General features: G+C 42.1%; 22 protein-coding genes. 16 read left to right on the top strand and 6 right to left on the bottom strand.

Annotation, left to right across the window (positions count from 1 at the left end):
* Window positions 1-111: 111 nt before the first annotated feature.
* The 3 genes from AACW75_RS10740 to AACW75_RS10730 are packed head-to-tail and all read right to left on the bottom strand — an operon-like array spanning window position 112 to window position 2,988.
* Entirely contained in the window at window positions 112-930 is an 819-nt protein-coding gene (locus AACW75_RS10740; RefSeq protein WP_145568766.1) for a DUF2861 family protein, read from the bottom strand.
* A complete protein-coding gene (locus tag AACW75_RS10735; RefSeq protein WP_145568768.1) occupies window positions 927-1,577 on the bottom strand; it encodes a response regulator transcription factor in 651 nt (216 codons plus the stop codon). The genes AACW75_RS10740 and AACW75_RS10735 overlap by 4 nt, the downstream gene beginning before the upstream one ends.
* Entirely contained in the window at window positions 1,555-2,988 is a 1,434-nt protein-coding gene (locus AACW75_RS10730; protein WP_145568770.1) for an ATP-binding protein, read from the bottom strand. The genes AACW75_RS10735 and AACW75_RS10730 overlap by 23 nt, the downstream gene beginning before the upstream one ends.
* A gap of 244 nt (window positions 2,989-3,232) precedes the next feature.
* Here AACW75_RS10730 and AACW75_RS10725 point away from each other — a divergent pair, with 244 nt between their 5' ends.
* Both AACW75_RS10725 and AACW75_RS10720 read left to right on the top strand, forming a co-directional pair.
* Window positions 3,233-3,766, top strand: a complete 534-nt coding sequence (locus AACW75_RS10725) for a YbhB/YbcL family Raf kinase inhibitor-like protein (protein WP_145568773.1) — start codon at window positions 3,233-3,235, stop codon at window positions 3,764-3,766.
* Window positions 3,767-3,845: 79 nt separating this feature from the next.
* Entirely contained in the window at window positions 3,846-4,658 is an 813-nt protein-coding gene (locus AACW75_RS10720; protein WP_237297417.1) for a helix-turn-helix transcriptional regulator, read from the top strand.
* A gap of 14 nt (window positions 4,659-4,672) precedes the next feature.
* Here the strand turns inward: AACW75_RS10720 and AACW75_RS10715 are convergent, their stop codons facing one another.
* A complete protein-coding gene (locus tag AACW75_RS10715; protein WP_145568777.1) occupies window positions 4,673-5,866 on the bottom strand; it encodes an MFS transporter in 1,194 nt (397 codons plus the stop codon).
* A gap of 133 nt (window positions 5,867-5,999) precedes the next feature.
* Here AACW75_RS10715 and AACW75_RS10710 point away from each other — a divergent pair, with 133 nt between their 5' ends.
* From AACW75_RS10710 to AACW75_RS10670, 9 genes are all read left to right on the top strand, one after another.
* Window positions 6,000-7,331, top strand: a complete 1,332-nt coding sequence (locus tag AACW75_RS10710; RefSeq protein WP_145568778.1) for a D-serine ammonia-lyase — start codon at window positions 6,000-6,002, stop codon at window positions 7,329-7,331.
* Window positions 7,332-7,586: 255 nt separating this feature from the next.
* Window positions 7,587-8,387, top strand: coding sequence for a hypothetical protein (locus AACW75_RS10705; RefSeq protein ID WP_017079146.1), 801 nt, complete (start codon window positions 7,587-7,589; stop codon window positions 8,385-8,387).
* Between the two features lie 250 nt (window positions 8,388-8,637).
* Complete coding sequence (trpS, locus tag AACW75_RS10700; RefSeq protein ID WP_145568780.1) at window positions 8,638-9,699, top strand: tryptophan--tRNA ligase; 1,062 nt, start codon at window positions 8,638-8,640, stop codon at window positions 9,697-9,699.
* A gap of 231 nt (window positions 9,700-9,930) precedes the next feature.
* The gene (locus AACW75_RS10695; RefSeq protein ID WP_145568782.1) at window positions 9,931-10,299 is read left to right on the top strand and encodes a hypothetical protein; all 369 of its coding nucleotides are present in this window, start codon (window positions 9,931-9,933) and stop codon (window positions 10,297-10,299) included.
* A 458-nt stretch (window positions 10,300-10,757) separates the two neighbouring features.
* Entirely contained in the window at window positions 10,758-12,800 is a 2,043-nt protein-coding gene (locus AACW75_RS10690; protein ID WP_145568784.1) for a M4 family metallopeptidase, read from the top strand.
* A 200-nt stretch (window positions 12,801-13,000) separates the two neighbouring features.
* On the top strand, window positions 13,001-13,378 hold the full coding sequence (locus tag AACW75_RS10685) for a VOC family protein (protein ID WP_145568874.1): 378 nt from the start codon (window positions 13,001-13,003) through the stop codon (window positions 13,376-13,378).
* A 142-nt stretch (window positions 13,379-13,520) separates the two neighbouring features.
* Entirely contained in the window at window positions 13,521-13,919 is a 399-nt protein-coding gene (locus AACW75_RS10680) for a hypothetical protein (protein WP_114635402.1), read from the top strand.
* 382 nt (window positions 13,920-14,301) lie between these two features.
* Window positions 14,302-15,162, top strand: a complete 861-nt coding sequence (locus tag AACW75_RS10675; RefSeq protein WP_017074386.1) for a delta-class carbonic anhydrase — start codon at window positions 14,302-14,304, stop codon at window positions 15,160-15,162.
* A 299-nt stretch (window positions 15,163-15,461) separates the two neighbouring features.
* On the top strand, window positions 15,462-16,088 hold the full coding sequence (locus tag AACW75_RS10670) for a LysE family translocator (protein ID WP_017094265.1): 627 nt from the start codon (window positions 15,462-15,464) through the stop codon (window positions 16,086-16,088).
* Between the two features lie 143 nt (window positions 16,089-16,231).
* On the opposite strand, the gene AACW75_RS10665 is transcribed toward AACW75_RS10670, so the two are convergent.
* A complete protein-coding gene (locus AACW75_RS10665; RefSeq protein WP_054546927.1) occupies window positions 16,232-16,837 on the bottom strand; it encodes a short chain dehydrogenase in 606 nt (201 codons plus the stop codon).
* Between the two features lie 153 nt (window positions 16,838-16,990).
* Between AACW75_RS10665 and AACW75_RS10660 the strand changes: the two genes are divergently transcribed.
* From AACW75_RS10660 to AACW75_RS10650, 3 genes are all read left to right on the top strand, one after another.
* Window positions 16,991-17,875: a LysR family transcriptional regulator gene (locus AACW75_RS10660; protein ID WP_145568785.1), complete on the top strand. Its 885-nt coding sequence runs from the start codon at window positions 16,991-16,993 to the stop codon at window positions 17,873-17,875.
* A gap of 415 nt (window positions 17,876-18,290) precedes the next feature.
* Complete coding sequence (locus tag AACW75_RS10655; protein WP_171310750.1) at window positions 18,291-19,817, top strand: methyl-accepting chemotaxis protein; 1,527 nt, start codon at window positions 18,291-18,293, stop codon at window positions 19,815-19,817.
* Between the two features lie 362 nt (window positions 19,818-20,179).
* Window positions 20,180-20,743, top strand: a complete 564-nt coding sequence (locus AACW75_RS10650; protein WP_108091536.1) for a type II secretion system protein — start codon at window positions 20,180-20,182, stop codon at window positions 20,741-20,743.
* A gap of 97 nt (window positions 20,744-20,840) precedes the next feature.
* Here AACW75_RS10650 and AACW75_RS10645 read toward each other — a convergent pair whose 3' ends face one another.
* Window positions 20,841-22,223, bottom strand: a complete 1,383-nt coding sequence (locus tag AACW75_RS10645; protein WP_145568790.1) for an MATE family efflux transporter — start codon at window positions 22,221-22,223, stop codon at window positions 20,841-20,843.
* Window positions 22,224-22,634: 411 nt separating this feature from the next.
* Between AACW75_RS10645 and AACW75_RS10640 the strand changes: the two genes are divergently transcribed.
* Window positions 22,635-23,516: an aspartyl/asparaginyl beta-hydroxylase domain-containing protein gene (locus AACW75_RS10640; protein WP_237297416.1), complete on the top strand. Its 882-nt coding sequence runs from the start codon at window positions 22,635-22,637 to the stop codon at window positions 23,514-23,516.
* Between the two features lie 23 nt (window positions 23,517-23,539).
* Entirely contained in the window at window positions 23,540-24,421 is an 882-nt protein-coding gene (locus AACW75_RS10635; RefSeq protein WP_145568794.1) for a DMT family transporter, read from the top strand.
* Window positions 24,422-25,003: the final 582 nt, after the last annotated feature.

Genomic DNA, 25,003 nt, shown 5'->3' with positions numbered 1-25,003 from the left:
GTAAATAACAAGTTCGGTCATTAAAACTAAATAGCGTTAGTGCTTTGTCACCTATATGTCTCTATTCGTTAGCCCTCGATTCCTTGGGTCTCTATTTAAAATATAAGGTCACTAAAAAGGCACAGCGACGCGCTGTACATATTGAACTTCAATCGCACCTTGGTATTCAAACATCTCAACCGATGCACTCAAGTGTTTAGCATCGCTATCCGATGGGCTTTGCTTTGGGACGACTTCTTGCGTTGCTTTGATTGGCACCTTGAAGCCTAGCATGTCGTAGTTTTCATCAAACCATTGCCAACTCACATTTGTGTCAGGGCAGTTGTCGATTACCTTTGGTGGCGTTATTACAATATGCGGATCATTAAGTTTGTTCTCTAGCGATAACCATCGCTTGCTGTCATCCAAAGCCACCACAATAGGGTAGAGGTTTGATCCTATGGTTAACTGATAAACCCCCGATACTGGTTTGATGAACAGTTCATTGGTCTCAATCTCCTGATATTCGATTTCAGAAGAGAGTTGCCCGTCGATCATAATTTTCCCGTCAGGTGAAACCAGAGCGATACGCTGAGCTTGGTTTTCTGAGTTTTGGTTAAGCTGTTCGGCTGACACTTTAATCTGATAGCCTTGTGAGGAAAGACCTTGGCGCCGGATAAAGCTGACTTGAATGTGGTTTTTAGGTTCTGGTCTTTGTGTCAGTGCTGCTCCGCAGTGAGTTCGACTCAATATTTCTTGTTTTACTGGTAACCAAAGCTGGCTATCGAGTTTCTCTTGATTGAGCGCGATTTGTAGCTCTTGCCACGCTACTTGGGGTTGGTCTTCGAGTAGTGATTGGTAGGCGTGTTGCAATGGCGTGTCGGTAAACCAAGCCGCATGGCACGAAAAGGGTAACGCGCATATCAGTACTGTCAGCGATCTTACTTTCATTGTGATTCCCCAGACAAACGGTAACCTACTCCGCGATGCGTTTCTAGTTGGAGTGTCGGTAGTTTCTGACGCAAACGCAGTATGTGATTGTCCACGGTTCTAGTGCTCGGAAAGGCTTGATATCCCCAAATTTTATTGAGTAATTCATCTCGGTGAAACACTCGCCCTTGGTTCTGCACAAACAAAACCAACAATTGAAATTCTTTGGGTTTTAGCGTGATAGGGCTTTCATCCAAATAGGCGATTCTTTCCGACAGGTTGATTTCTATGTTGGCGTAATTTAAGTGGCTAACACCTAATGGGCGAAGTTGTGAGATAACACGAGCTAGCAACTCCTCGTTTGAGAAAGGCTTAGTGACATAGTCTTTAGCACCGGCCATTAAACCTTCGACACGTTGCTGAACCTCAACTTTTGCTGTCAATACGATCACTGGCAGGGCTTTGAGCAGTAACCAGTTGGGTAGGTGTCGCAAGCTATCGCCGTCTTCGAGCTGTCGATCAAGCACCACGAGATCAGCGCGTAACCACACCTTACTGGCACTCTTAGCATCTTGTACCCAGAGGCATTGATAACCATTGGACTCAAAGAAACTAACTAGGCCTTGCCCAAGTAGTGGGTCATCTTCAATCAGAAGTAGGGTGTTCATAAGTAATTTCCAAAATACATCGGGTTGGGTTACGGAGAATCATGAGGCGGCCATTCGCTTGTTTCACCAAGTGCTCAACAATAGTTAGGCCAATGCCCATGTTATCTTGCTTATGAATGGTGGTCGGTGTCACTCGTGAAATAAGGCGTTGTATTAAGGAAGGGAAATGCCCTTCGTCTTGAACTTCAATCGTTAACTTTTCTGCGAGCGCTACTTTAACCAAAATCTTGCCTTTACCATGTTGTTTGGCATTCTTTATCAAATTATCTAGGCAGATGGTTAACCAGTAATAAGGAAGGTTGAGTTCAATATCACTCTCTGTACATTGGTAAGCGATATTGTGCTTCTCACATACATGGTCAAGCCATTCTTCCAATGATGCATTTTGCTTTAATAGCGGCTCAGACTGGTCAGCGCTTAAATACACCTTACTGTTTTCTGTAAGTTGAGAAAGCCTTTGATAGTCGGATATTAAACGCCAAACCGCGCCTTGAGTTTCATCGGAAAAGTCATCGTAGCGATTTCTGAACATTTCAACCGTTAACCCAAGACTAGTGATTGGCGTGCGTAACTCATGGGTCAGTAGCTGCAAGACAAATTGCCTTTCTTTGCGATGTTTCCTTCTTAAATATAATGTTCTTCCTGACACCGAACTCAATATCAAGAGTAATGAAATGCTCAAGATCTTCATCGGAAGTGGATCGTAACTTGGCTCATTAACGCAAATATTGCTGTAACGAAAAGAGCAGTTTTCACCCATCAAGGTAATTCCTTGTTGTTCCGCGAGAGTTTGCCAAACCTCAGAGGGAATAGCTTTCCAACCTTGTTCGCCACTTAACCAAAGTACATCGCCTTCTTGCCAAGCTCGGTATCCGTTGAGTAACGCGCCTCTGCCTTCTGCAGTTAAGGTTTGTAGCTTTTCATATAAGTGATGCTTAGAGTTGGTAATACTTAGGAAAGGGCGTATTTGCTCGTTGATATCGGCGTGTGATTTCTCGTCATGCTCTGGGAAAGCAGCCGAATAGCGATCAGCAAAACTTCCACCAGCAGGGTGTCGTTTGGAGTGTGCTGCAAACCAGATTGAATCAAGCGTTTTCTGATTACATAAAGCCAGTTCGAATTCGATTGCATCACGTAATGAAGGGTTGGTGTTTTCAATCGCTTGGCAGTTATCTTGGATCGTTGCCAATGCTTCTATATCACCCCAACTGAACTTGTTGAAATCAGGATAGCGACTACTTTCCTGAAACAAAACTTTAGGGTACTGAGCTAACTCTTGTTGAGAGACTAAGATAGGGGACGATTGCCAACTGAGTTGATACAAGGCCTGCCATTTGTCTTGCAAACTTTGGGCATTGGCTAGCGTTGGGAGCCAAAAAATCAAACAAAGGGCTAATGTAAGCCTGCGCATCAAGTCATTCTCATTAAAAGTTGTTGAGGTGAGTCTAAAGAGTTTTGGACGTGATTTGTAACCTGAATGTCAACAAGTGTTCCTTTAACAACAAATTGTCGAGTGGGTCATGTTTTAAAATAATAAATTAAAAATACAGTAAGTATCATTTGAATGGATTAAACTAGATAATTGTGTACTTATTGTCATTATTGGGCGAGTGGAGGGGACTATACTGGGCTCATACCTAATCAGAGGAACCACCATGAAAACACTCATTAAATCAGTATTGGCACTTAGTATCTTAACAGCGGGCTCGGCTCAGGCATTCGAATTAACGAGTAATGATATTCAAGAAGGTCACCCAATGGCGAAGACGTTTGAATATTCAAGTTGGGGTTGTGACGGCGAGAACTTGTCACCGCAGTTGATGTGGAAAGATGCTCCAGCAGGAACCAAAAGCTTTGCAATCACGGCTTATGATCCAGATGCTCCGACTGAAAGTGGTTTCTGGCACTGGGCCGCGTTTGATATTCCAGCAACAGTGAGCGAGCTACCTCGCGGTGTCGACATCTCTAAAGTGGGTGGCAAAGAAGGCCGTATCGATTATGGAACGGTAGGTTTCGGTGGCGCTTGTCCTCCTGAAAAAGATGGTATGCACCGTTATCAATTCACGGTTTGGGCATTGCCAACGGATAAGCTCAACCTAGACGAAAACACGCCGTCGGCCGTGGTTGGGTTTACGTTGAACAGCATAGCTTTAGACAAAGCGAAACTGACTGCAACTTATACACGTTGATAATTTACACAAGCTAATAAAGCGACCAGTTATTGATGAGATAGCTGGTCGGTAGTAATAAATAAAACAAGGGGATGAGATGAATCATCAATATACAGTCACGGTTTTTCGCGCTGAACAGTTACAGAAACTGCGTAATGTGAGGATTCTATCCCCTAGTATTATCCAGATAATCACAGGTAGTAAGCGCCTGTTTTGGAAAGATTCAGCAGCAGAACTCTCACATTCTGAGCTGCTGTTGTGTGAGGCATCAGCGTCATTAAGTTTTGAGAATATGCCTCACAAAGGACGTTTCTTGTCGCGTGTATTCAGCTTTCATCACCAGCCAACTCAGGCAATGTTGGATTTAAGTGAGGAACGTTCAAATGATATAGGGCTACCTACAGTACAAGCTGATCGCAACTTACAAGACTCACTCAACGCTCTGTTTTCGTTTGATAGACAAAGCATGAGTAAAGAGACCCAGCAGTTTTGGTTGCAGGGCTTATACCAGCAATTAGCCGAGAAAGGTGTGTTGCATCGATTGTTTGCCAGTGCCAACGTCTCTTTTAGCCAAAAGCTCAGCCATTATCTTTCACATTCACCAGATGAAAAGCATCCGCTAGAGTCGGTGGCGGAACGCTTTGCGATGAGCCGCGCCACGCTTATCCGTAAATTGAAACTTGAAGGCATGCAATATCGAGAGGTTTTGGCTGAAGTTCGGTTGAGTCATGCGCTTTATCTGATGCAAAACGGACAGCAGAATGTGGCGATGTTAGCTCAGTCTTGCGGTTATCAATCGGAAGGGCGTTTTAGCCAGCGCTTTAAAGGGAAGTTTGGTTTGTCGCCAAGTGAATACATCAAAACCGTCGTCAGCAATACAGTCGCGAGCAATAAAGTCGCGACGCCATAACCAATCTGTTTGTCCTAAACGCTCACTTTTTTGTCTCGTGCTGCCAATGCCGCGAAAATCGTGCACGCAAATGCAACAGATGCGATCAGCAGAATGGGAACGCTCCAAGAATCGGTTTGAGCATGAAGCTTACCCACCAGCGTTGGGCCTGTTGCTGCTAAAGCATAACCAATTCCTTGAGCCATACCCGACAGCGATGCGGCTTGGCTGCTATTCGCTGTACGTAAGCCGACAAAAGAGAGCGCGATAATAAACGTAGAGCAGTTGGCTAATCCAAACAGTCCCACCCAAAAAATCGCAAACTCAGGTAAATACAGCAGCCCAATCAATCCAATAAATACACTCGAAGTACAAAGCGTAATGAGCCATTGTTGGTTATCGCTTTTACCTAAGAACGGCAGTAACAGTAATCCCGGAACCATAGTCGAAAATTGTAGAAACCCGTAGATATAACCCGCATCGATTTCGCTGTAGCCAAGGTCGTTCAAGATCTGTGGAAGCCAGCCTGCCAAAGAATAGAAGGTAAATGAGTTAAGCCCAAGAGCTAGTGTCACTTGCCATGCAACGCCACTCTTGATCATCTTCTTCATCGGAATTGGCTTTTCTTGATGCTTGTTATTGGTCGATGAAGAAGAGCGTTTTCTGATTTTGGGCAACCAGATCATCAAAGCTAATATTGGGAATATTAGGTTCATTAACAGTGCTAATTGCCAACCTGTGATCGTAAATAAGGTTAGATTTGAAAACGGCACCATCAAACTTGAACCTAACGTCGAACCGATGCCCATCGTAAAAATGTACAAAGAAGTGACTGTCGCAATACGAGTAGGGAAGCTAATTTTCACTACAACGGGCAACAACACGTTACCAATCGCGATACCAAGTCCAATCATTACTGTGCCGATGTATAACGTCGGAATTGCTCCAAAAGAGCGCAGTGTAATACCCGTAGTGATCAAAACTAAGCCTAAGAGCAGGCTAGGTTCTAGACCAATTCGTTGAGATATCTTGGTGACTAATGGTGAAAATAAGGCAAAAGTTAACAGTGGCAAAGCTGTTAAGAATCCAGCAGCCGACGACGTAAGGTTGAGGCCTTCCATAACCTGAGAAAGCACAGGAGCCAAGCTCGTAAAAGGCCCACGAAGGTTAAGTGCTAGGAATAGAATTCCTAACATGACGAAAATGCTATTACGAAGAGAGGCGCTCATAGGTTGTTCTACTGTTTGCGTATGAGAAGACAGGCTAGCCTACAGATCATTGAATGATTACACAAATACCGTTTAAATAGGTTTACTAATGACTGAACCAGCGTCGCGCGCGCTTTACCAAAAAAGGTAATCCATGACCATATTGAATATCCATAAACTCATCTCAGATTTCCCATTACTTCAACAATTGATTGCATTGGAAGAAGTGGTTTGGTTTAACCCAAATGTGACGACTCTGGAGCGCGGTTTGCCTTATGTGGGTTTAGGCGAACAAGATATTCATGATGCGAGTTTGAGGTTACAAAGGTTTGCCCCTTATCTGGCGAAGGCATTTCCTGAAACTCATGTGACGAATGGCATCATCGAATCTGAGCTTATCGATATCCCTGCAATGAAGTTAGCATTAGAAGCTCATTATCAGCAGCCAATAAAAGGGCGCTTGATGATGAAGAAAGACAGCCATTTACCGATTTCAGGTTCAATCAAAGCGCGCGGTGGTATCTATGAAGTACTAACGCATGCCGAAAAGCTTGCCATTGAAGCGGGGTTACTGTGTGAGAGCGATGACTACAGCAAGTTGCTTGAACCTGAGTTTCGTGACTTCTTCCAACAATACAGCATTGCGGTAGGTTCAACGGGTAATCTAGGCATGTCGATCGGTATCATGAGTGCAAAATTGGGCTTTACTGTCTCTGTTCATATGTCGGCAGACGCGAGAGCTTGGAAGAAAAGTAAACTGCGAGAGCACGGTGTTAACGTGGTCGAGTATCAACAAGACTATGGCGTTGCGGTAGAACAAGGACGTAAAGAAGCGGAGCAAGACCCGCGTTGTTTCTTCATTGATGATGAAAACTCACAAACCCTGTTCCTTGGTTACTCTGTGGCTGGAGAAAGGCTCAAGAAGCAATTCGAGCAACAGGGGATTGTGGTTAATGAACAGCATCCTTTGTTTGTTTACTTGCCTTGTGGTGTGGGTGGCGGCCCCGGTGGTGTTGCATTTGGATTGAAGATGGCTTTTGGTGATCACGTGCACTGTATTTTTGCTGAGCCAACCCATTCGCCTTGTATGTTGCTCGGTGTTCATACCGGTTTGCATGATGAGATTGCGGTGCAAGATCTGGGTATCGATAACCTCACCGCCGCAGACGGTTTGGCGGTGGGTCGGGCTTCAGGTTTCGTGGGTCGCGCGATGGAGCGCTTGCTTGATGGTTATTACACATTAACCGATGAACGCATGTATCAATTGCTAGGCGAACTGAACCAAGCAGAGGGTATTCAACTTGAACCTTCAGCGTTAGCGGGTATGCCAGGTGCGGTTTATGTTGAGCGAAATAGCGAATACCTTGCTCGTCTACAAATTGATGAATCGACGCTAGCGAATGCAACGCATCTTGTGTGGGCGACTGGTGGAGGCATGGTGCCAGAAGAAGAAATGGGCGCTTACTTGGCGAAGTCATCGGTTTAACCCTAAAGATTTTATAGGCTAAGATTTTTTAAAATATAAGCTTGTTAAAAATAACAGCGGTTAAAAAGATAAGTCATGATAGAAGAGTGTTGTTTATCGGTTGAACGCACTCTTTTTTACTCCTAAATCCAGTCGTTATTCAAACAATAACTTGCGCAGATCGTTATCCGAAACACACATTTTATAAATTAAGCTTCTTAGATGTTCTAACTATCAGTTAGGTTGAGTGGCATTCAACTTGATGGGGATTTAGCAATGCAAACGGATAAAGTGATGCAGACAAGACACATAAACACACCAGAAAAATTACTCCAGCGTTTAGATGCGATTGGGGAGTCTTTGGAAGCATCGGGTAAGGCTCATGCTTTACTGGGATTGGGCTCGGTAGGTATTGAAACAGAACGACTTGATCAGTATTCAGATGTCGATTTTTTCGCGATAGTACAAACGGGGCATAAGCAGTATTTCTTAGACAGCTTGCATTGGCTCTCAGACATTCACCCAATCGACTACGCGGTGAGAAACACCGTCGATGGCTATAAAGTCCTGTACGCTGACGGAATCTTTTGCGAATTTGCGGTGTTTGAATCCCACGAGTTAGCGCATATTCCATTTGCTGAAGGGCGCATTGTTTGGCAGCAACCTGAATTTGATACTCAGTGCTGTATCCCACCAGTAAAAGGGGAGGCAGATACTAACTCCGAAGAGTGGATCATTGGTGAGGCTCTAACCAATCTTTATGTCGGCATGTCTCGTTATAATCGAGGCGAAAAGCTGTCGGGCAGTCGGTTCGTTCAATCTTACGCACTTGATCGTTTGATCGATCTTGTGGATCAAACTGAGCATTCTGAGCCTGAATTCGTTGATGAATTTATGTCGGATAGAAGACTAGAAGCGCGCTTTCCTAAGTTTGCTCAATTGCTACCAACCTTTACCCAAGGTTACGAGCGCACGGCTGAATCGGCACTTGCCCAACTAGTGTTTCTCAACACCCACTTCACAGTCAACCAAGCCATGTGTGACCGAATCACTGAACTGTGTTCCAGTAAAGATTAAGCCTATAAACTGTTAATCTTAAACCTATTTTCTTGGTGCGCGTAAATAACAGTTGTCGCTCGTCTGTATTGTTGATAGGTTTTAACCATGAAATTTAATTCTGCTTCAACTTCAATTTTCTTTTGGTGGTGCTCTCAATAGAGCAGCACGGAATACTTACATTCTTTAGCTGCTGGACGGTAGCTAAGAATGTCATCAAAAATGTCGCCTCTTTTTATCTCCAGTAGCCTTTCTAACTTGGAGATACACCATGAATACCAACTCAAACAGCCATACCGACAGCAATAATATTGGCAGTAAGAACAATACCAACAAGCCTGAAATCATTCTGACTGGCGATAGAGCTACTGGGCCTTTGCATTTGGGTCATTACGTCGGTTCACTTAAACAAAGAGTCTCTTTGCAGCATATTCACGACCAAACGATATTGGTCGCTGACATGCAAGGGCTTACCGACAACGCCCATAATCCTTCGAAGGTTTCTTCCAACATTCTCAATGTAGTCGCTGACTATCTTGCGGTGGGTATCGACCCGACCAAGACCACGATTTGTCTGCAATCACAGTCGCCGGTGTTAGCTGAGCTCACCATGTTCTACAGCAATCTTGTTTCTATCGCTCGCTTGGAACGCAATCCAACGGTCAAAAGCGAAATTCAGAACAAGGAGTTTGGTCGCTCTATTCCAGCAGGCTTCCTCACTTATCCAATCTCACAGGCGGCAGACATCACTGCTTTTAACGCGACTTTAGTGCCTGTTGGCGATGATCAATTGCCGATGTTGGAACAAACCAATGAGATAGTAAGAAAGGTTAACTCGCTCGCTGGCAAACCAATCTTGAATGAATGCAGACCGCTTCTCAGCAATGCATCTCGTCTGCCTAGTACTGATGGTAAAAGTAAGATGTCTAAATCGATGGGTAACGCCATTAATTTGGGTGCGACAGAGAAAGAGATCAGAGCTGCAGTCAAATCCATGTATACCGACCCAAACCATCTGCGAATTGAAGACCCAGGCAAAGTAGAAGGCAACATCGTGTTCACTTATCTTGATGCTTTTCACACAGACGCTAACTATGTCAGTCAACTAAAAGAGCATTACCAAAGAGGTGGGCTAGGCGATGGACACACTAAGAAAGTATTGGAAGAGTGCTTACAAGAGATGCTTCGTCCTATTCGTGAAAGAAGAGCTGAGCTACTGGATGACAAAGCGCAGCTCATCGATATTTTGCGAAATGGTAGCGAAGTCTCTAGGGAAAGAACGCAAAAGGTATTGTTCGATGTAAAAGGCGTCTTTGGTCTGAATATTATCTAGCATTGACTGCACCTGTCACAGGCTAAACGGCGGGAGAGTGAAAGCGCGATGACTTAATAATCAAGAGTTTGGTATTCAATAACTGGTTTGGATGTAAATAAAGTCAATTGATTTGAATGGTGATTACGATTGATTTATAAAATGTCTTTTATGAATGTCTTTTATGAATGGCTTTGAGGTTATGTGGCAAAGCACGACCTCAAAACCTTATCTTCAAGTAATGGTAATTAAATGAAAACTAACGTTTTACTCCCTACCTTATTTTCGGCTCTGGCCCTAATGTCGGGTTGTTCAGATGTAGTCAGCGATGAATACTCGACTTATGCACAAGCCAAAGAAGAACGCTTGTTTGACAGAGGTTGGTTACCCGACATCCTGCCTAAATCTACTTTGAATATTGAAGTGAATAACGATCTGGATGCGAATACTTCAAAAGGACGCTTTATCATCAACGAGCCAGCATTGTCCGAGTTTATTGCGAAATTGGAGTCGAATGAGTCGACCAATGAATTTCACTTTGTCGACGGCGAAAATGTTTGGGTGTTCATTGTGGGAGAAGACAGTGTAGTTAACTACACACTAAACAAGCGTGAAGACTAAGTTAATGAATTCCAACCTATATCTGTTTATTGCTGATATGGGTTGATAAATAACACGTTTCACCAAAGTACCAGCAAGCACTCATCATGGTTATTCTTCGGAAGGCAATCATGGAATTCAAACCGTTGAATTTGTCGACGCTGCGCTTTCGTCGTCGTTAACCCAAAGAGGCGACGAATAATGTTCAATCTTTGGGTTCAGTTCTTTGTATATGGATATAAAAGACATGAGGATAAATTCGTGTTTTTTCGTTCTTCTTATTACATTGCTTCAGTTAACCATCAGATTTCACTTACTTTTTTTGACTGCATGTCTCAGTTCGTCTTGCACCAGTAATTATGTTTTGAATTAAGCTCACGTATGCAACTGGGTTTATTTCTATATGTGGAATATCTATCGTTAAGATACGCGCTCATCAAGTTGGTGAATTTGTAAAACATAATTATAAAAGGTTACATATGCGTAGTGCACATTTAATAATGCTATTCCCGATAGCGTTTACTTCTCAAGCTGCTAATGTTGTTGACTATTCGAAGGTTGACTTATCTAAAGTACTTAATAATACAAAACAAGGGCTTACAGTAGCCAGTGAACCACTGTCTTATCATGATATAAGCCGAGTAAACACCAATACAACAACACTTTTACGTAAGAAGCAGCTCCATTATGGAATCCCTGTTTATGGACAATCTGTGGTCGTTGATCTTTCTAAGCAAGGTGTGGCAAAGGCTGTTGATGGCCAAGTGTTAACCGGTATTGAGTCAGATATTGGTTCAACACTGCCCATGATTAATGCTAAACAGGCGGTTGATATTGCGAAGTCACAACACAAAGGTATTGCCGCGGCTACTATCCGTGACCCTCACACTGAGCTTGTTATTTGGCTTGATGATCAGCAGTCTGCTCGGCTCATCTATAAAATTGATTTCTTACAGACTAAAGGGATGGCTCCTTCAAGGCCGATTACGCTTGTGGATGCTAAATCTGGTGAGCTATTGGAACAGTGGGAAGGCATCGCTTTTCTTGAGGCTGAAGGTCCTGGCGGTAACGAAAAAAGTGGGCGTTATTATTTTGGCTCAAACACACAGTATGGCGGTTTTCAGGTTAACCCGTATTGCCAAATGGACAGCGAGAACGTCGTTACTCTGAACATGAACAATCAGCAAAGCTCTGGGCAGATACATCAATTTAGCTGTAGCGATAATAATGGTGTGAACGTTAACAATTATCGCGCAGTGAATGGTGCGTATGCGCCGATGAATGACGCTCATTATTTTGGCCAACGTGTATTCGACATGTACCAAGATTGGCTAAATACACGTCCGATTAAACAAAAGCTCACGATGCGTGTTCACTATGGTTCAAATTATGGGAACGCATTTTGGGACGGTCGTCAAATGACATTCGGCGATGGTAACCAATCGATGTATCCGCTAGCAACATGGGATGTGATCGCCCATGAAGTAAGCCACGGCTTTACCGAACAAAACTCAGGCTTAGAATATCGTGGAATGTCGGGAGGAATGAATGAATCCTTTTCTGATGTGGCAGCAGCAGCATTAAGTGAATATGTGCACGGTAGCTTCAATTGGAAGATGGGCGAACATGTGATGAAACATAGTGATGCAATGCGTTACTTCATTCAACCAAGCCAAGATGGTGTGTCTATTGACCACGTCAACCAGTACTACAACGGCATTGATGTTCACCATAGTTCTGGCATTTTCAATAAAGCGTTTTACCATTTATCAACAAGTAATAACTGGGGAATTAAGAAAGCTTTTGAGGCCTACGCGACCGCTAACCAACTTTATTGGACACCTAACTCGGATTTCCAACAAGGTGCTGACGGTGTCTGCAAAGCGGCCCAAGATCTTGGTTATGAAACCTCTGCGGTAAGGATTGCTTTTAACGAAGTAGGCATTGATGTAGAACACTGTGGTTCTGGTCAGCCTAATCCACCATTACCATCACCAACTTCAGACGTTGTGGACCTAGAGATCAATATGCCAACGCCTATCTTGAGTGACGGCGAGGATCAGCAACAGTTCGTTCTCAAAAACACACCAGCCGATGAGGTATGGGTGCAGACTTATAATGGGTACGGTGAAGTAGACATGTACGTTGCAATCGGTCGACCAGCCACGCTGAGTGACTACGATTGTGCGTCAACTAATCAAGGTAACCGAGAATATTGTGGTCTCAATGGTGTAACGGGCGCTGACATTTACGTGATGGCTTCTGGGGCTCAAGGTTCGATGGATGCGTATGTTGCTGTGAGTGCTGACCTAGAAGCTCCTAAACCTGAGCCACAACCAGAACCTAAGCCAGAACCACAAGGTTTGTGCGATAACCTTCAAGAGTGGAACCCAAATTACTATTACCCCGCAGGCACAGCAATTCAATATTATGGCAATAGATTCTCAGCGTCTGCGGATAACTGGGGAGCCGACCCGTTCAACAATTATTGGTACTGGGTATTTGAAGGTACTTGTGACTAGTTAAAACGACTTAAAGTGATTCAAGTTAGCTAAAACCGATGAGAAGGGAGCGCAGTCTGTGCTCCCTTTATTCGTTCAAAGTGAGAAGTGAAGGTGTACGCTTATCTTGTGTTAGCAAATCCAACGTTAGAGTATGTAACTTAGCGTTATTCAGCATTGAATATTCAACATTTAGTCACGACGAGATAAGGATGATTAAATTGGAAATTAGCCATTTGGACCATTTGGTATTAACCGTTAAAGACTTATCCGTGACGGTGGATTTTTATCAAAACGTGTTAGGTATGAAGCCAATCCAATTCGGTGAAGGGCGTTTGGCTTTATCGTTTGGTAATCAAAAGATTAATCTTCATCAAAGAGGTAATGAGTTCGATCCAAAGGCTGAGTGCGTGCAACCTGGTAGTGCCGATCTCTGCTTTATTACTAAGACGCCCATGATTGATGTTATTGAGCATATCCAAGCGCTAGGAGTCTTGATAGAAGAGGGACCAGTACCGCGAACAGGTGCAACGGGTAAAATCGTTTCTGTCTATGTTCGAGACCCTGATGGGAACCTGATTGAAATATCCAATTACTAGATGTTGGCGAGAGCAAAATACCAGACCGTTTAATAGAAAGTTAATAGCACACCAACTGCCTTTAGAGCCAATAGATGCTGGATGTTGAAAGGCAAATAAATTACAATCGAACAATGTTTTATTAATTCAAACTCTAATCCCTATGCTGAGAAATTTAATCACATTCATCGTTAGCCTATTTCTTTTGACAGCTTGTTCTACAACGAGCAACAATCAACTTGATGATAAGACATTAAGTAACGAAGACACTGTATCTAAAAGTGTAGAGGAAGAGACCAATCTAGACATTAGTACAGAAACAAACTCCGGTACTGACGCAAATGAAGATTCGAATACACACGCTAAGACAGAGCTTACATCAACCGAAACCTCTCAAATAACGGCAAAACACGCGGCCGACGAGCACGATAGTGAAAAGGGCATAGGAAACTATTTCTTGCAAAATAATGAACCAACCAAGAAGGTCATTAAATCGTTAGAGGGTGTGACAGACACATTGAACATTCTGACCTTCGGGATATTTGCGACGGGCCATGGATAAGCAAGTTGGCGGCGAACTCCAAGCTAAACTTTGTAATGAAGCGATGAAGGCGAGCTAAGTGGTTCGCCTTTTTTATATCGCAGCCTAATTAACTCATCGTTCTATTGGCTATTATGTTTGTTGTTCAATATCCACAGCTCTATCTGATTAAGTCAAAACACAGTCAACTAAAGTAGGAATTTTCTCGTTCTGGAAGGGACTAGTCGTATTTACTGTATTCGACTTGTTATATGCATCAAGGCTTTTAATACTCTTACCCAAAAGTAAGCAATGAAATCTAATCTTGCTAAGACAATGTCTTATATTCACTTTGGAGCATAGTAATATGTTTGTTGTGAAGTTCGATGTTTAGATTAAGTTATCAATATTCTAGGGAAGAGATATGAAGAACAAGAGTGTGTTTTTAAGCGTTGCGATGGTCATGTTATCGGCTCAAGCAAATGCATCTAGCGCGAATCATGAAGCTGTTTCAGATGGAGTTATCGCCGAACAAAGAGCGAACCTTTCTGAAAATACTCAAGGGAAAGGTTTTGGCCCGCAAGCCCCACGAGATTTGGACTCTTTAAAGGGAACTAACGCCCGCCTGTTTTCGGATGCGCCAGATTCAACAGCAATGAACTTATGTAATATTCACTTTCACAAGAACGCCGAGCATAAAGGGGGGGAGTTTACTCAATACGCTGGCAATGGTGATGGAAAGGGCTTCCAAAGTGGTTTCAAATACACAGGTAAGTTAAGCGCTGCTGAGCTTAATCCATTCGATCAAAAGGTTTGTCCAAGTGATCATGGTTCTCTTCACTCGGGAGATACTATTGAGGTGCATTATGTGTATTCAACGGCGCAAGTTGAACCGGGTGAAACATTGGGCGCTTGTTTTAACGATGCGATTACCAATCCACAATTGCGTGTTGAAACTCAAGTCTATGTATTAGTTAATGACGACAAAGCTCTCGACTTCGAAGCATTAGCGAAACACTCTAAAGTCAACGGTTTAAACCAAGCCCCGAACATTCCACAAAATACGGGCTCAGCGATTCAATACGCAGGCTCTACAACTGGCCCTGGCTACAATGAACAAGGTTCACCGTTCCAAGTAACATGGAGCGTGAGACCACAAGTAGCGAAAGTAAACATTGCGACGGTTGGCAGCTGGTGTGAAGGAAATGACTTCAACGAAGATCACGCACACGGCGTGAGAAACATAGTTGTAAACCCAGAGTTGTTGTCACCAATCGCTAACTAATCTTGTTACGTTGATTTGTAATCAATATTTTTCAAAGGCGAGCCACTAGGTTCGCCTTTTTTGTGTCTTAAAGAAAAACACTTAGTTTTAGTTTTAGTTTCAGTTTCAGTTTCAGTTTTAGGCTTAGGCTTAGGCTTAGGCTTAGGCTGAGGTTAGGCTTAGCGGGGAAATTACGTGTGACACTTATTCAAAACATGAGTTGTGTTAAACGTGCTTAGTCAAAAACGTTCTTTACCCGAATCGAAGCTCCATGATACGTTCATGATCAATTATGTTGGGTTATAGATAAGGACAGTCCAATGTCATTAGAAGGTGCGATTACATTCTTTATTGCCATGTTTATATTTGGTATTACTCCGGGGCCTGGCGTATTTGCCATTTTAGCTCGAGGCATGGTTAACGGTTGGCGAAAGTGCATCACTCTCTCGTTGGGGATGATATGCAGTGATCTTATCTATCTTGCGCTTGCCTGTTTTGGCCTAGCGACGATTGCTGAGAACTGGTCGTTTGCTTTTGAGGTAATTCGCTACGTTGGTGCGGCTTATTTGATTTACTTAGGCTACAAGATGTTTAAGAGCCTACCGGAAGTGCAAGGCTCAGCGGAGCTCGCTGCCAAACAAAGTCAAAAATCAGAACTCGCCAGTTTCGCACAAGGCTTTTTGATCTCAGCATCAAACCCTAAAGTGATTCTCTTTTATATTTCATTTTTGCCGACCTTCGTCGACCTGACTGTTTTGCGCTCACAAGACATCGTCTTGGTTTCTGTTTTGGCGGCTGTTGCGCTGATGTCTGGTTTAATGCTAATTGCAATGGGCGCGGGCAGAATGGCAAGTTTACTTAAAACGCCACGCGCACATAAAAGGTTAAATCAAAGTGCAGGTGGAATAATGATTGCTGCTGGCTCATATTTGGCGATAAATCGATAAACACGACTTTTTAAGCACGACTCTTTAAACAAGAAGGCGAACCGAATGGCTCGCCTTTTTTGTTAGAGAGAAATGGACTATGTGCTTGTAAAAACTATTCGTATAAAAAGCGAGCGCTTATAAATACGGTTCATTTGCTAACTCTAAGCATCTACAAAAATCACTTCACCGGTAATGAAGCCATCGACAGAACGCTCAAATGCTTTACCCACGAGCTTACTTGGGACGGGTTCAAAGCCTGGCATCATTTCACCGTAAACATCCCATGCTTCAGCAAGAACCGTTGGGTTGATTACATTGATACGTGTGTTTCTTGGCATTTCATAAGCGACACACTTTACGAATGTATCAATTGCGCCGCTGGTGGTTGCGTCTGCAATAGCGAAAGGGATTGGTTTAACGTTCAATATGCCACTAATCAGCGTAAATGAACCACCGTCAGCGATGTACTTTTGGCCGATACGAACAAGGTTAATTTGTCCCATCATTTTGCTCATTACCGTAGTCATCCACTGTTCTTCCGTCATATCTGCAAAGGTATTGTATTCGCAGAGACCAACGGTGTTCACAACCGCATCAAAGTGTCCCACTTTCTTGTAAAGCGCCTCAATTGATTGTGGGTCAGTGATGTCAACAATATGGTCGACATCGCCAGAGCGACCCGCAGTGATAACGTTATGATTGCCTAAGCCCATTAATGCTGCTTGACCCATCTTGCCACGTGCGCCAATTAGAATGATTGTTTTCATGTTGTTCTCCGATCTGTATATGTTTCGTTCCGATGGAAGAACTTTAACCAAATAGCTAAACAAGTAGAAACAAAGCTTAGTTGTTAGTGTTACCGGTTTTACTTGTTGAGTGTTACGCTGACATGGAATCCAACTTCATCGAAGCGAGTGCGTGTGAGCAAACTAGACCGATTAGACATAAAGCAACTTAGAGTTTTCCAAGCTTTAATCCGCGAAGAGAACGCGTCTAAAGCTGCGAATCAATTGGGGCTAACCCAGCAAGCTGTTAGTGAGCATTTGAAGAAGCTGCGAGAAGTGTTCGACGATAGGCTGTTTGTGAGGAAAACCAACGGCTTTGTTCCGACCACCTTCGCACAAGAGTTATCTGTTGGTGTTGATCGTTTACTGATCGATTTCAATTTGTTGCTATCTAGAACAAATTTCGTACCAGAGAAAGCTAAAGGGACGTTTGTGATTGCGGCGACGGATTATGCCCAGCAGATCATCTTACCAAGCTTAATTGCAAAGCTAAGGGAACAAGCTCCAGAGTTAAAGCTGATTGTGCGTGACTTCGAAATTGACAACCTGCACGAGCTAATGGAAAGCGGCAAGGTTAACTTAGCCATCGCGTTTCCGGACTACATTCCAAGCAGCTACAAAGTAATCAAGCTGTTTGAAGAGCACCATGTGTGTGTTGCATCACCTTATTCTTCAATAGCACAGATCACGCCTTCATTAGAGGAGGTGGCGACCTATCCAACCATTATTGCTTCACCATCGCGTCCAAACTTCAAAGGGTCGATTGATGAATGGTTTGGTCAGTTTGGATTAAAGCGTAACGTGGTGGTATCTGCACCGTGTTTCTCTATCGTACCTATGTATTTAAACACCACTGATTCGATTGCTTTCTTACCATCAAGAGCAATCGAAGGGCTGAATTTGGTGACTATTCCAATGGAACAATCCCCCGAGAGTTTTGATGTGATAGCCGCATGGCACCCAAGGTATAACGATGATCCGCTACAAAAATGGGTGACGTCTTTGTTAGAAGTCGATTAATGGGAAGAGTGTTTTTGTATCGCAGCGAACCAAAGAAGGCTCTTATTGGGCTGTCTATGTGATTGGATTAGATTAAGTATTTCGACCTGAACCGACGCTACTTTAATTGGTGTTCTTGCACTTACTTGTTCATCGACATTTTTTCTTCTAACCTGAACTCCAACTACTTGATTTCCAGTTAATTGACCTTTATTGAATGATTTTGCGTGTTGCATAAATGTGACCAATATATGTTTTTTATATTCTTCGGCTAAAGTTATCGGGATTTTTACAGATAAAGGAATAGAGGCGAGCTCTAACACGAGATAAAACGTGCGAGCTTTGGTTTCGCTTTTTGAAACCTTTAGAGAACTTTTAACAAACTTGCGTCGAGACAACTTAAATGAAGAAAACAATCCTATTTGCCGTTTTTATTATGTTTGGCATTGCCGTCGCTGCGAGTATGGCGTCAACTTATTTCATTTCAAGCGAAAAAATTGATGAGATAATATTGAACAAATCTCAAGTTCAAGCTGAATTTTTGGCTGGGAATGCTGGGTATATCTTAGAGAATTCGGACAATCCAGTTCAAGATTTACAAAAGCTGGTGGGCGAGCTGAAACAACGATCTGATGTCACTTATGCCATTGTTATTGATAGTAACGTAAGTGCTATTGCTCACAGCGACAAAAATAAACTGAATAAAGTTTATGAAGATAGCTATACCGTTAAAGGCGCGACCCAAGGCGTACAACAGTATTCAAAATGGTACGCTGATGTTCAACAAGTGTGGGTGTTTGACATCATGGCACCTATCTACGTCAACGGTGAGCTGTACGGTACTTTTGATATCGGTATTCCTATCACAGAGGTTAGCCAAGCAACGAATGGCATTATTAGCTACCAGCTCGCTTCAATGGTTTTCATTTTTGTGGTTTGTCTCGTTGTTCTATCACTTCTTCTTAGCAAACTGATGCAACCTCTCTTGGTATTGAAAAATACATTGCATGATATTTCTGAAGGCGATGGTGATCTATCAGTACGTTTGCCTATCAAAGGGAATGACGAAGTTGCTCAAATCTCATCGGCTTTCAATGTGTTCGTTGGTAAGGTGCACGAGATAATTACGCAAACAGTGAATACGGGTGTCGAATTAAATAAGACCGCTATTGGGCTTCGTGAACAGTCGCAGCAAGCATTGCAAAGAGGGCAAGAACAGAACGAACAAACCATGTTGGTCGTGACGTCTATGAATGAAATGATTGCCACGGTTAATGAAATTGCATCTAGCGCGGCTGGTGCTGCAAGCGCGGCAAACATGGCAGCGAGTGAAACTCAAGAAGGTCATAAGACGATTGAGAAGACCACGACTTCAATTTCGAACCTTGAAGCCGAAATGAATAGTGCTTCTGACATCATTGTGAGCCTTGCTGATAATACTCAGTCCATTGGTACTATTCTTGATGTTATTCGAGGTATCTCTGAGCAAACGAACTTACTGGCACTTAATGCTGCAATTGAAGCTGCGCGTGCTGGTGAGGCTGGCCGAGGCTTTGCGGTTGTTGCTGACGAAGTTCGTAACCTAGCGACAAAAACCGCGCAGTCTACCGATGAAATTGACACTATGATCAACCAACTTCAAACCGAAGCTAAGAACGCTGTTAGTTCGATGAGTAATAGTAAGAGCTTAATTGAAGAGGGTACGACTGAAACTGAAATGGCTCGCCAAGCTTTGGAAAAAATTTCCACGCAAGTTTTGGCTATTCTTGATATTAATACGCAAGTCGCAACGGCAACGGAGCAGCAGTCAGCGGTAGCGAATGAAATTAATATGAACATGGATACGGTTAATAGCTCAGTCAAAAACGGTTTGAGCGCAAGTGAGAAGTTAGAGCAATCAAGTCAGCAGCTGGCAGAGTTGTCACAAGTTCTCGATCGTTATGTTGGTTCATTTAAAATCTAGACTTCCCAACATATTTCTTTGAGAGAAGTGTTGAGTCTCCAGTTATTTAATAGCGCTTATGTCATACATGAGCGCTATTTTTTTGCGATATGCAGACGCAGATACTCCGATAGAGCGCAATAGAAATGAAGAATGTACCTGCAGTGTAATATCGTGACAATTTAGCTCATTCAAAACAACGCGATCAAATAAGACAGCGACAACAAGGCGCTAATTTTCATCCTCCCATGCGTAAGGTCTAAAAATCGACTAAACAACAACTTTGACGCGACACAGAAGGTGTTCCGCATCTCATCACGATGTATAGTTATTGATAATTCATTCAGTAATTGTATCTGTAGTTGTCAGTTGATGTGGGTGTTATGAAGAAAAACGGCTTTACGTTAATGGAATTAATCATTGTTATCGTGATACTCGGTGTTTTAGCTGTGACAGCAGCTCCAAGGTTTCTTAATATCCAAGAGTCAGCGAGAGAAGCGGTGCTTGAAGGTGTTGCAGGTGCAATGGAAGGGGTAATCACGCAAGTTACGTCTAAGGCCATTATCGTTGGGCTTAATCCGGACGCAACAAACCCAGGAGATCAGAGCAACTACGTAATCGATTTTGGTATTGGTAGTGTTGAAGTCGATTGGGGAACACTTTGCCCAGAAAGCCGAGGGGAGTCTGGTGACAAATTGAACATGCTCGATTTCCTCACATTGTCAGATGATGACAGTATTATCTCAGATTATGGAAATAGACATACGGTAGTCGGATACAATCAACCTTTTAGCGACGCAGACCTGAACAGCAATAACATTACCGACGATGCCTTACCTTCGGGTTGTTATGTTATCTATGATTCTTTTGGCGGCAGGACAAGTGGAGACACATGTCCAGTAGATGGTTGTGAGTGTACAGTTCGTGTTATGAACGATGAGTGTTAAACCAAGCACATCATCTGGTTTATAGAAATTCAATAAAAAAGCGCGTTATTACCAGTTGGTAGTAACGCGCTTTTTTGTATTAGCTTATTGGTCAATCTTAGTTTGCTATTGCCGCACTTGCTGGTGGCAAGTCACGCTTCTTAATCACGTATCGCAAGCGAATTAGCATCAGCGTCGCTGAAACGCTTAATCCCGTTAGGATACCAATCCAAAAGCCTTCTTCACCCATTGCTGGAACAATATGGTCTGTTAGTCCTAGCACCATGCCGAGTGGCAGTGCCAAGCCCCAATATGAAGCGATGGCTAAGATCATTGGGATCTTAGTGTCTTTATAGCCACGTAATACACCGTTAGCCGATGTTTGTAATGCATCGCTGAATTGGTACATCGCCGTAAAGGTCAACAATACCGCTGCTGTAGCGCTTATTGCAGGGTCGGTGGTGTAAAGCCTAATGATCCACTCAGGGAACAGTAAGAACATCGCTACTGAAAGAAGCGAGATTAATGCTGCAACTAAGATACCGACTTTGCTGCGTTCAATTGCGCCTAGTTCATCTTTCTTGCCTAGTGCATGCCCAACACGAATTGTAATGCCAAATGAGATACTCATTGGAATCACGTATGTCAGGCTCGATATATTCAGAGCAATTTGCGCCGCTGCCACGTTCTCTGCACCAATACGGCCAATCATCAGAGCGATTACCGCAAAGATACTGCCACATACCGCGATGTTCATTCCGATAGGTAAACCTAATCTTAGAAGGTGAAGCATTTCTTTAGCTTTTGGTTTTGCATCTGAAAAGTTGATGATGGTTTTGTAGTGGTGATGACCCTTAATGTAGGAATACAGCATTCCCGACATTAACCAATACACCAAACTTGTTGCCCAACCACAACCCACAGCGCCCATTTCAGGGAAGCCGAACTTTCCGTAGATAAGCACGTAGTTAACTGGAATATTCACCAATAGTCCAACGACAGAAATGATCATCGGTACTTTGGTGTTGTTCATACCTTCACAGAAGCCGTTCAAAGTGTAGAACAGGGCAATACCCGGTACACCAAAGGCGAGGGCAAACGCATAGTCACTGCCAATTGGAATGATCTCAGCGGCTACGCCAATCCATTCTAAGATCGGTTTCGCACTCACCAAGTAAGCGATAAGCAGTACGCTCGCGATTAATGCCAACCAAACCATCTGGAAGAACTCGACAGAGATACTTTGAAAGTCGCGTGCGCCGCGGTGGTAAGCGACAACAGGCGTTAACGCCATAATCACACCACGCAGTAACAGCAACACTGGGATCCAAAGGCTAGTGCCGAGTGCAATAGCGGCGAGGTCGGCAGGGCTTACTTGGCCAGCCATTGTCGTATCGACAAATCCCATCGCTTGGGTCGCTATTTGAGTCAAAATGATTGGAATCGAAAGATGCATAAGCGCACCCGATTCACGAGTAAAAGGACGAAATTTCGTTAGCATGGAAGTCCACAACACCAATATAAATACACGAATGATGGCAGGATGGCCGGTGTGCATTTTAGGATGTGCCCCGTTGGGCGGGCGACAATATAAACACCTTACCGTATAGGGTCAAGCTTTGAACCGAACAAACTAAATAGCGAGTAATTTGGTGTTGTTTTTTGCATTTTAATCAAACACTTCTAATTTTTCAGAATCTGACTTGTGGTGGTTCTATCTGAGGTTAAAACGGTACTAACTCTTGTTTAAATGGCATTTATATAATTAAAAGCGTGATTTTATATGTGTTAAGTCACATATTGATTTTAAAAATAATTAAACCGTTGATAGTTGTTTGTTGTTGAGTACTATGTCGAACGTAAAATGCGTGTTACAAAGTGTTAATAAAAACAAAAATAAAAGGTTAATAAATTGAAATCCAAAACTAAATTGCTAGGAAGAATCGAATTTGAAAGTAATTCTTTAAGGAAAGACCTTGATATCATATCTAAGTTCCCTGTGTTTGAAGAAGAATACAACGAATTTAATAGTGGTACGTGGATAAACAATTCATTGTGGAATGATGACGGGGATTATCAAAATACCCAGTACAAAGATAATAAAAACAAAGCGAAGATGACCGAACTAGGTAAACAAACGTTATATATCAATGAAATTATCAATAAGTACTTTGACGTAGAAAATCTTAAAATGGTTAGGACGCGTAACTTAATAAATGGTCAAGTTATACCGCACAAAGATTTTATTGAATTGGGTGATAATAAGGAAAAATATATACGTGTATTAATTCCTCTTGAAACTTCGTTAACTTCTTATCATAGTGATGAAGACTACGGGGTATTTAGAATGCTTAAGGGTGATATTTGGATGCTTGATGCAAGTGTAGTCCATGCAGCATACAATTTTGGTGATGGGAACCGAGTTATTCTTTGTTTAGATTTTCAATATGATGGTGTAGATAATGTAGAGCCCTCACTGATATTCAAAGATAAATCTATTCATGATGAAACCATAGAAGCTATGGTATTTCAAAGGGCACCCCTTCGAGAGCAAGATGTTTCAGATTTTATTTTTGATATCTCAAAGTCAATTTATAACCTTGAAGATCTTAAAAGTGCGATTTTGAAAGTATCTAGTGCTCATGTTCATCACGATATACCAATTAAAGAGACGTACGATATCCTTATTGAAGCTACGAAGTCTAAAGGTGGTGATATATATAATACTTGCCATGAAATTAAGGAATATTACACTGTTAATAGAAAATTAGGTGAAAGATTCACTACAGTGTAGTTTTTATAGCTGGGAGGCTATCTGTGAAATATTTAGGATGGATTTTTGTTTTTCTGTGGGCTTCCGGCTATATCGCGTCTTCAATAGGATTGAGTTATACTAACCCACTTACTTTTATAACACTTAGAGTGATTGTTGCATTATTTTTTTTCGTAATTATTAATTTTTTAATATTAAGAAATAATAAAGTAGATAATAGGAGTATGGTACATGCCATGATTGTAGGGGTGTTTATACAATTTCTCTATCCGGTCTTTTTCTCTTATTCATTGGTGTCAGGAATCAGTCCTGCGATGTTGACGATAGTCTTAGGATTACAGCCAGTTTTAACGTTAATAGTATCTAGAGATCTAAATTCGAAATTTCAAATTTATGGGGTCTTAGGTTGTGTACTCGGTACCTTGATTTTTTCGGTGGAAAATTTCAGCTTGGGAACGACAAATTTTGAAAATCTTATACTTGCAATCTTGTCGTTATTAGGTGTTACATTTGGTTCTATACATCAAAAAAAATATTGTTCAAACATACCTATTGAAAAAAACATGTTGTTTCAATGTTTTTCAGCAACACTAATACTATTGCCTACAACCATTATTTTTAGTGAGTTTAAATTTGATGTAAACAATATTTCTATATCAGCATTACTTTGGCAGTCACTTCTAATTTCTGTGCTTTCATCTATGCTTCTTATAAAAGCCTTAAAATCGGGCACGGTGACTAATGTATCTACGTACTTTTCTTGTGTTCCTGCTGCCACTGCCGTAATGGCATACATATTTTTTGATTCTGTAATAACAGTAAATATGATGTTAGGTATGTTTTTGATATTTGGATGCACTTGGCTTATACAAAACCAAAATTTGATTGATGTTTTTTTTGAAAATAGAGCCAAGCAGAAAATGTAAGTATAGGTATGCTATGTTTTGTTTACTAAGTCTATTCTATAATCGACAATAATATATTATAAAGACCACTTATAAATGTGGTCTTTTCCTATCGTAGGAAATATAATTATTTTATCTAATTCGCACTTCGATTTTATATTTATTTGTCCTCACATGGTTTGATTTTTATTCGGGTTAGAAAGGTTCTCGATCTGTTGTTAACGTCAGGCTTAAATTACTTCCAATGTGTTTTTAATTAATGCATTTCTTAAAGATGATGACGTTTCGGGCAGTGTCAATTATTAGTTGAGTCTTTATCTAATTATTACTTATCGTCCTTCGCGAATGGTCTATACGGCCTTTTTGGCCTTTTGTGTTTATATGCAAACTGGCCAAAGTTAAGCTACATTAAAAATGTTTAATCCAAGTCATTTAAACAAAAGTGAATCACCTTTCAATGTTTCGTTTCTCAACAAGTTTTCCACATAATTTTAGTCCGCTTAACGTGGACATTATATGCCCAGGTTGGATATCTTATTGAGGGGATAATGAAAGATCCAGATAGCGAGTGTTCTAAGTGGAAACTCGAAAGAAAAAAGGGGC

Source organism: Vibrio sp. L3-7 (assembly GCF_963898195.1).
Classification (GTDB): Bacteria; Pseudomonadota; Gammaproteobacteria; order Enterobacterales; family Vibrionaceae; genus Vibrio; species Vibrio echinoideorum.
Note: the sequence above shows the minus strand (reverse complement) of the source record. Positions and strands in the feature narration are given on the sequence as shown.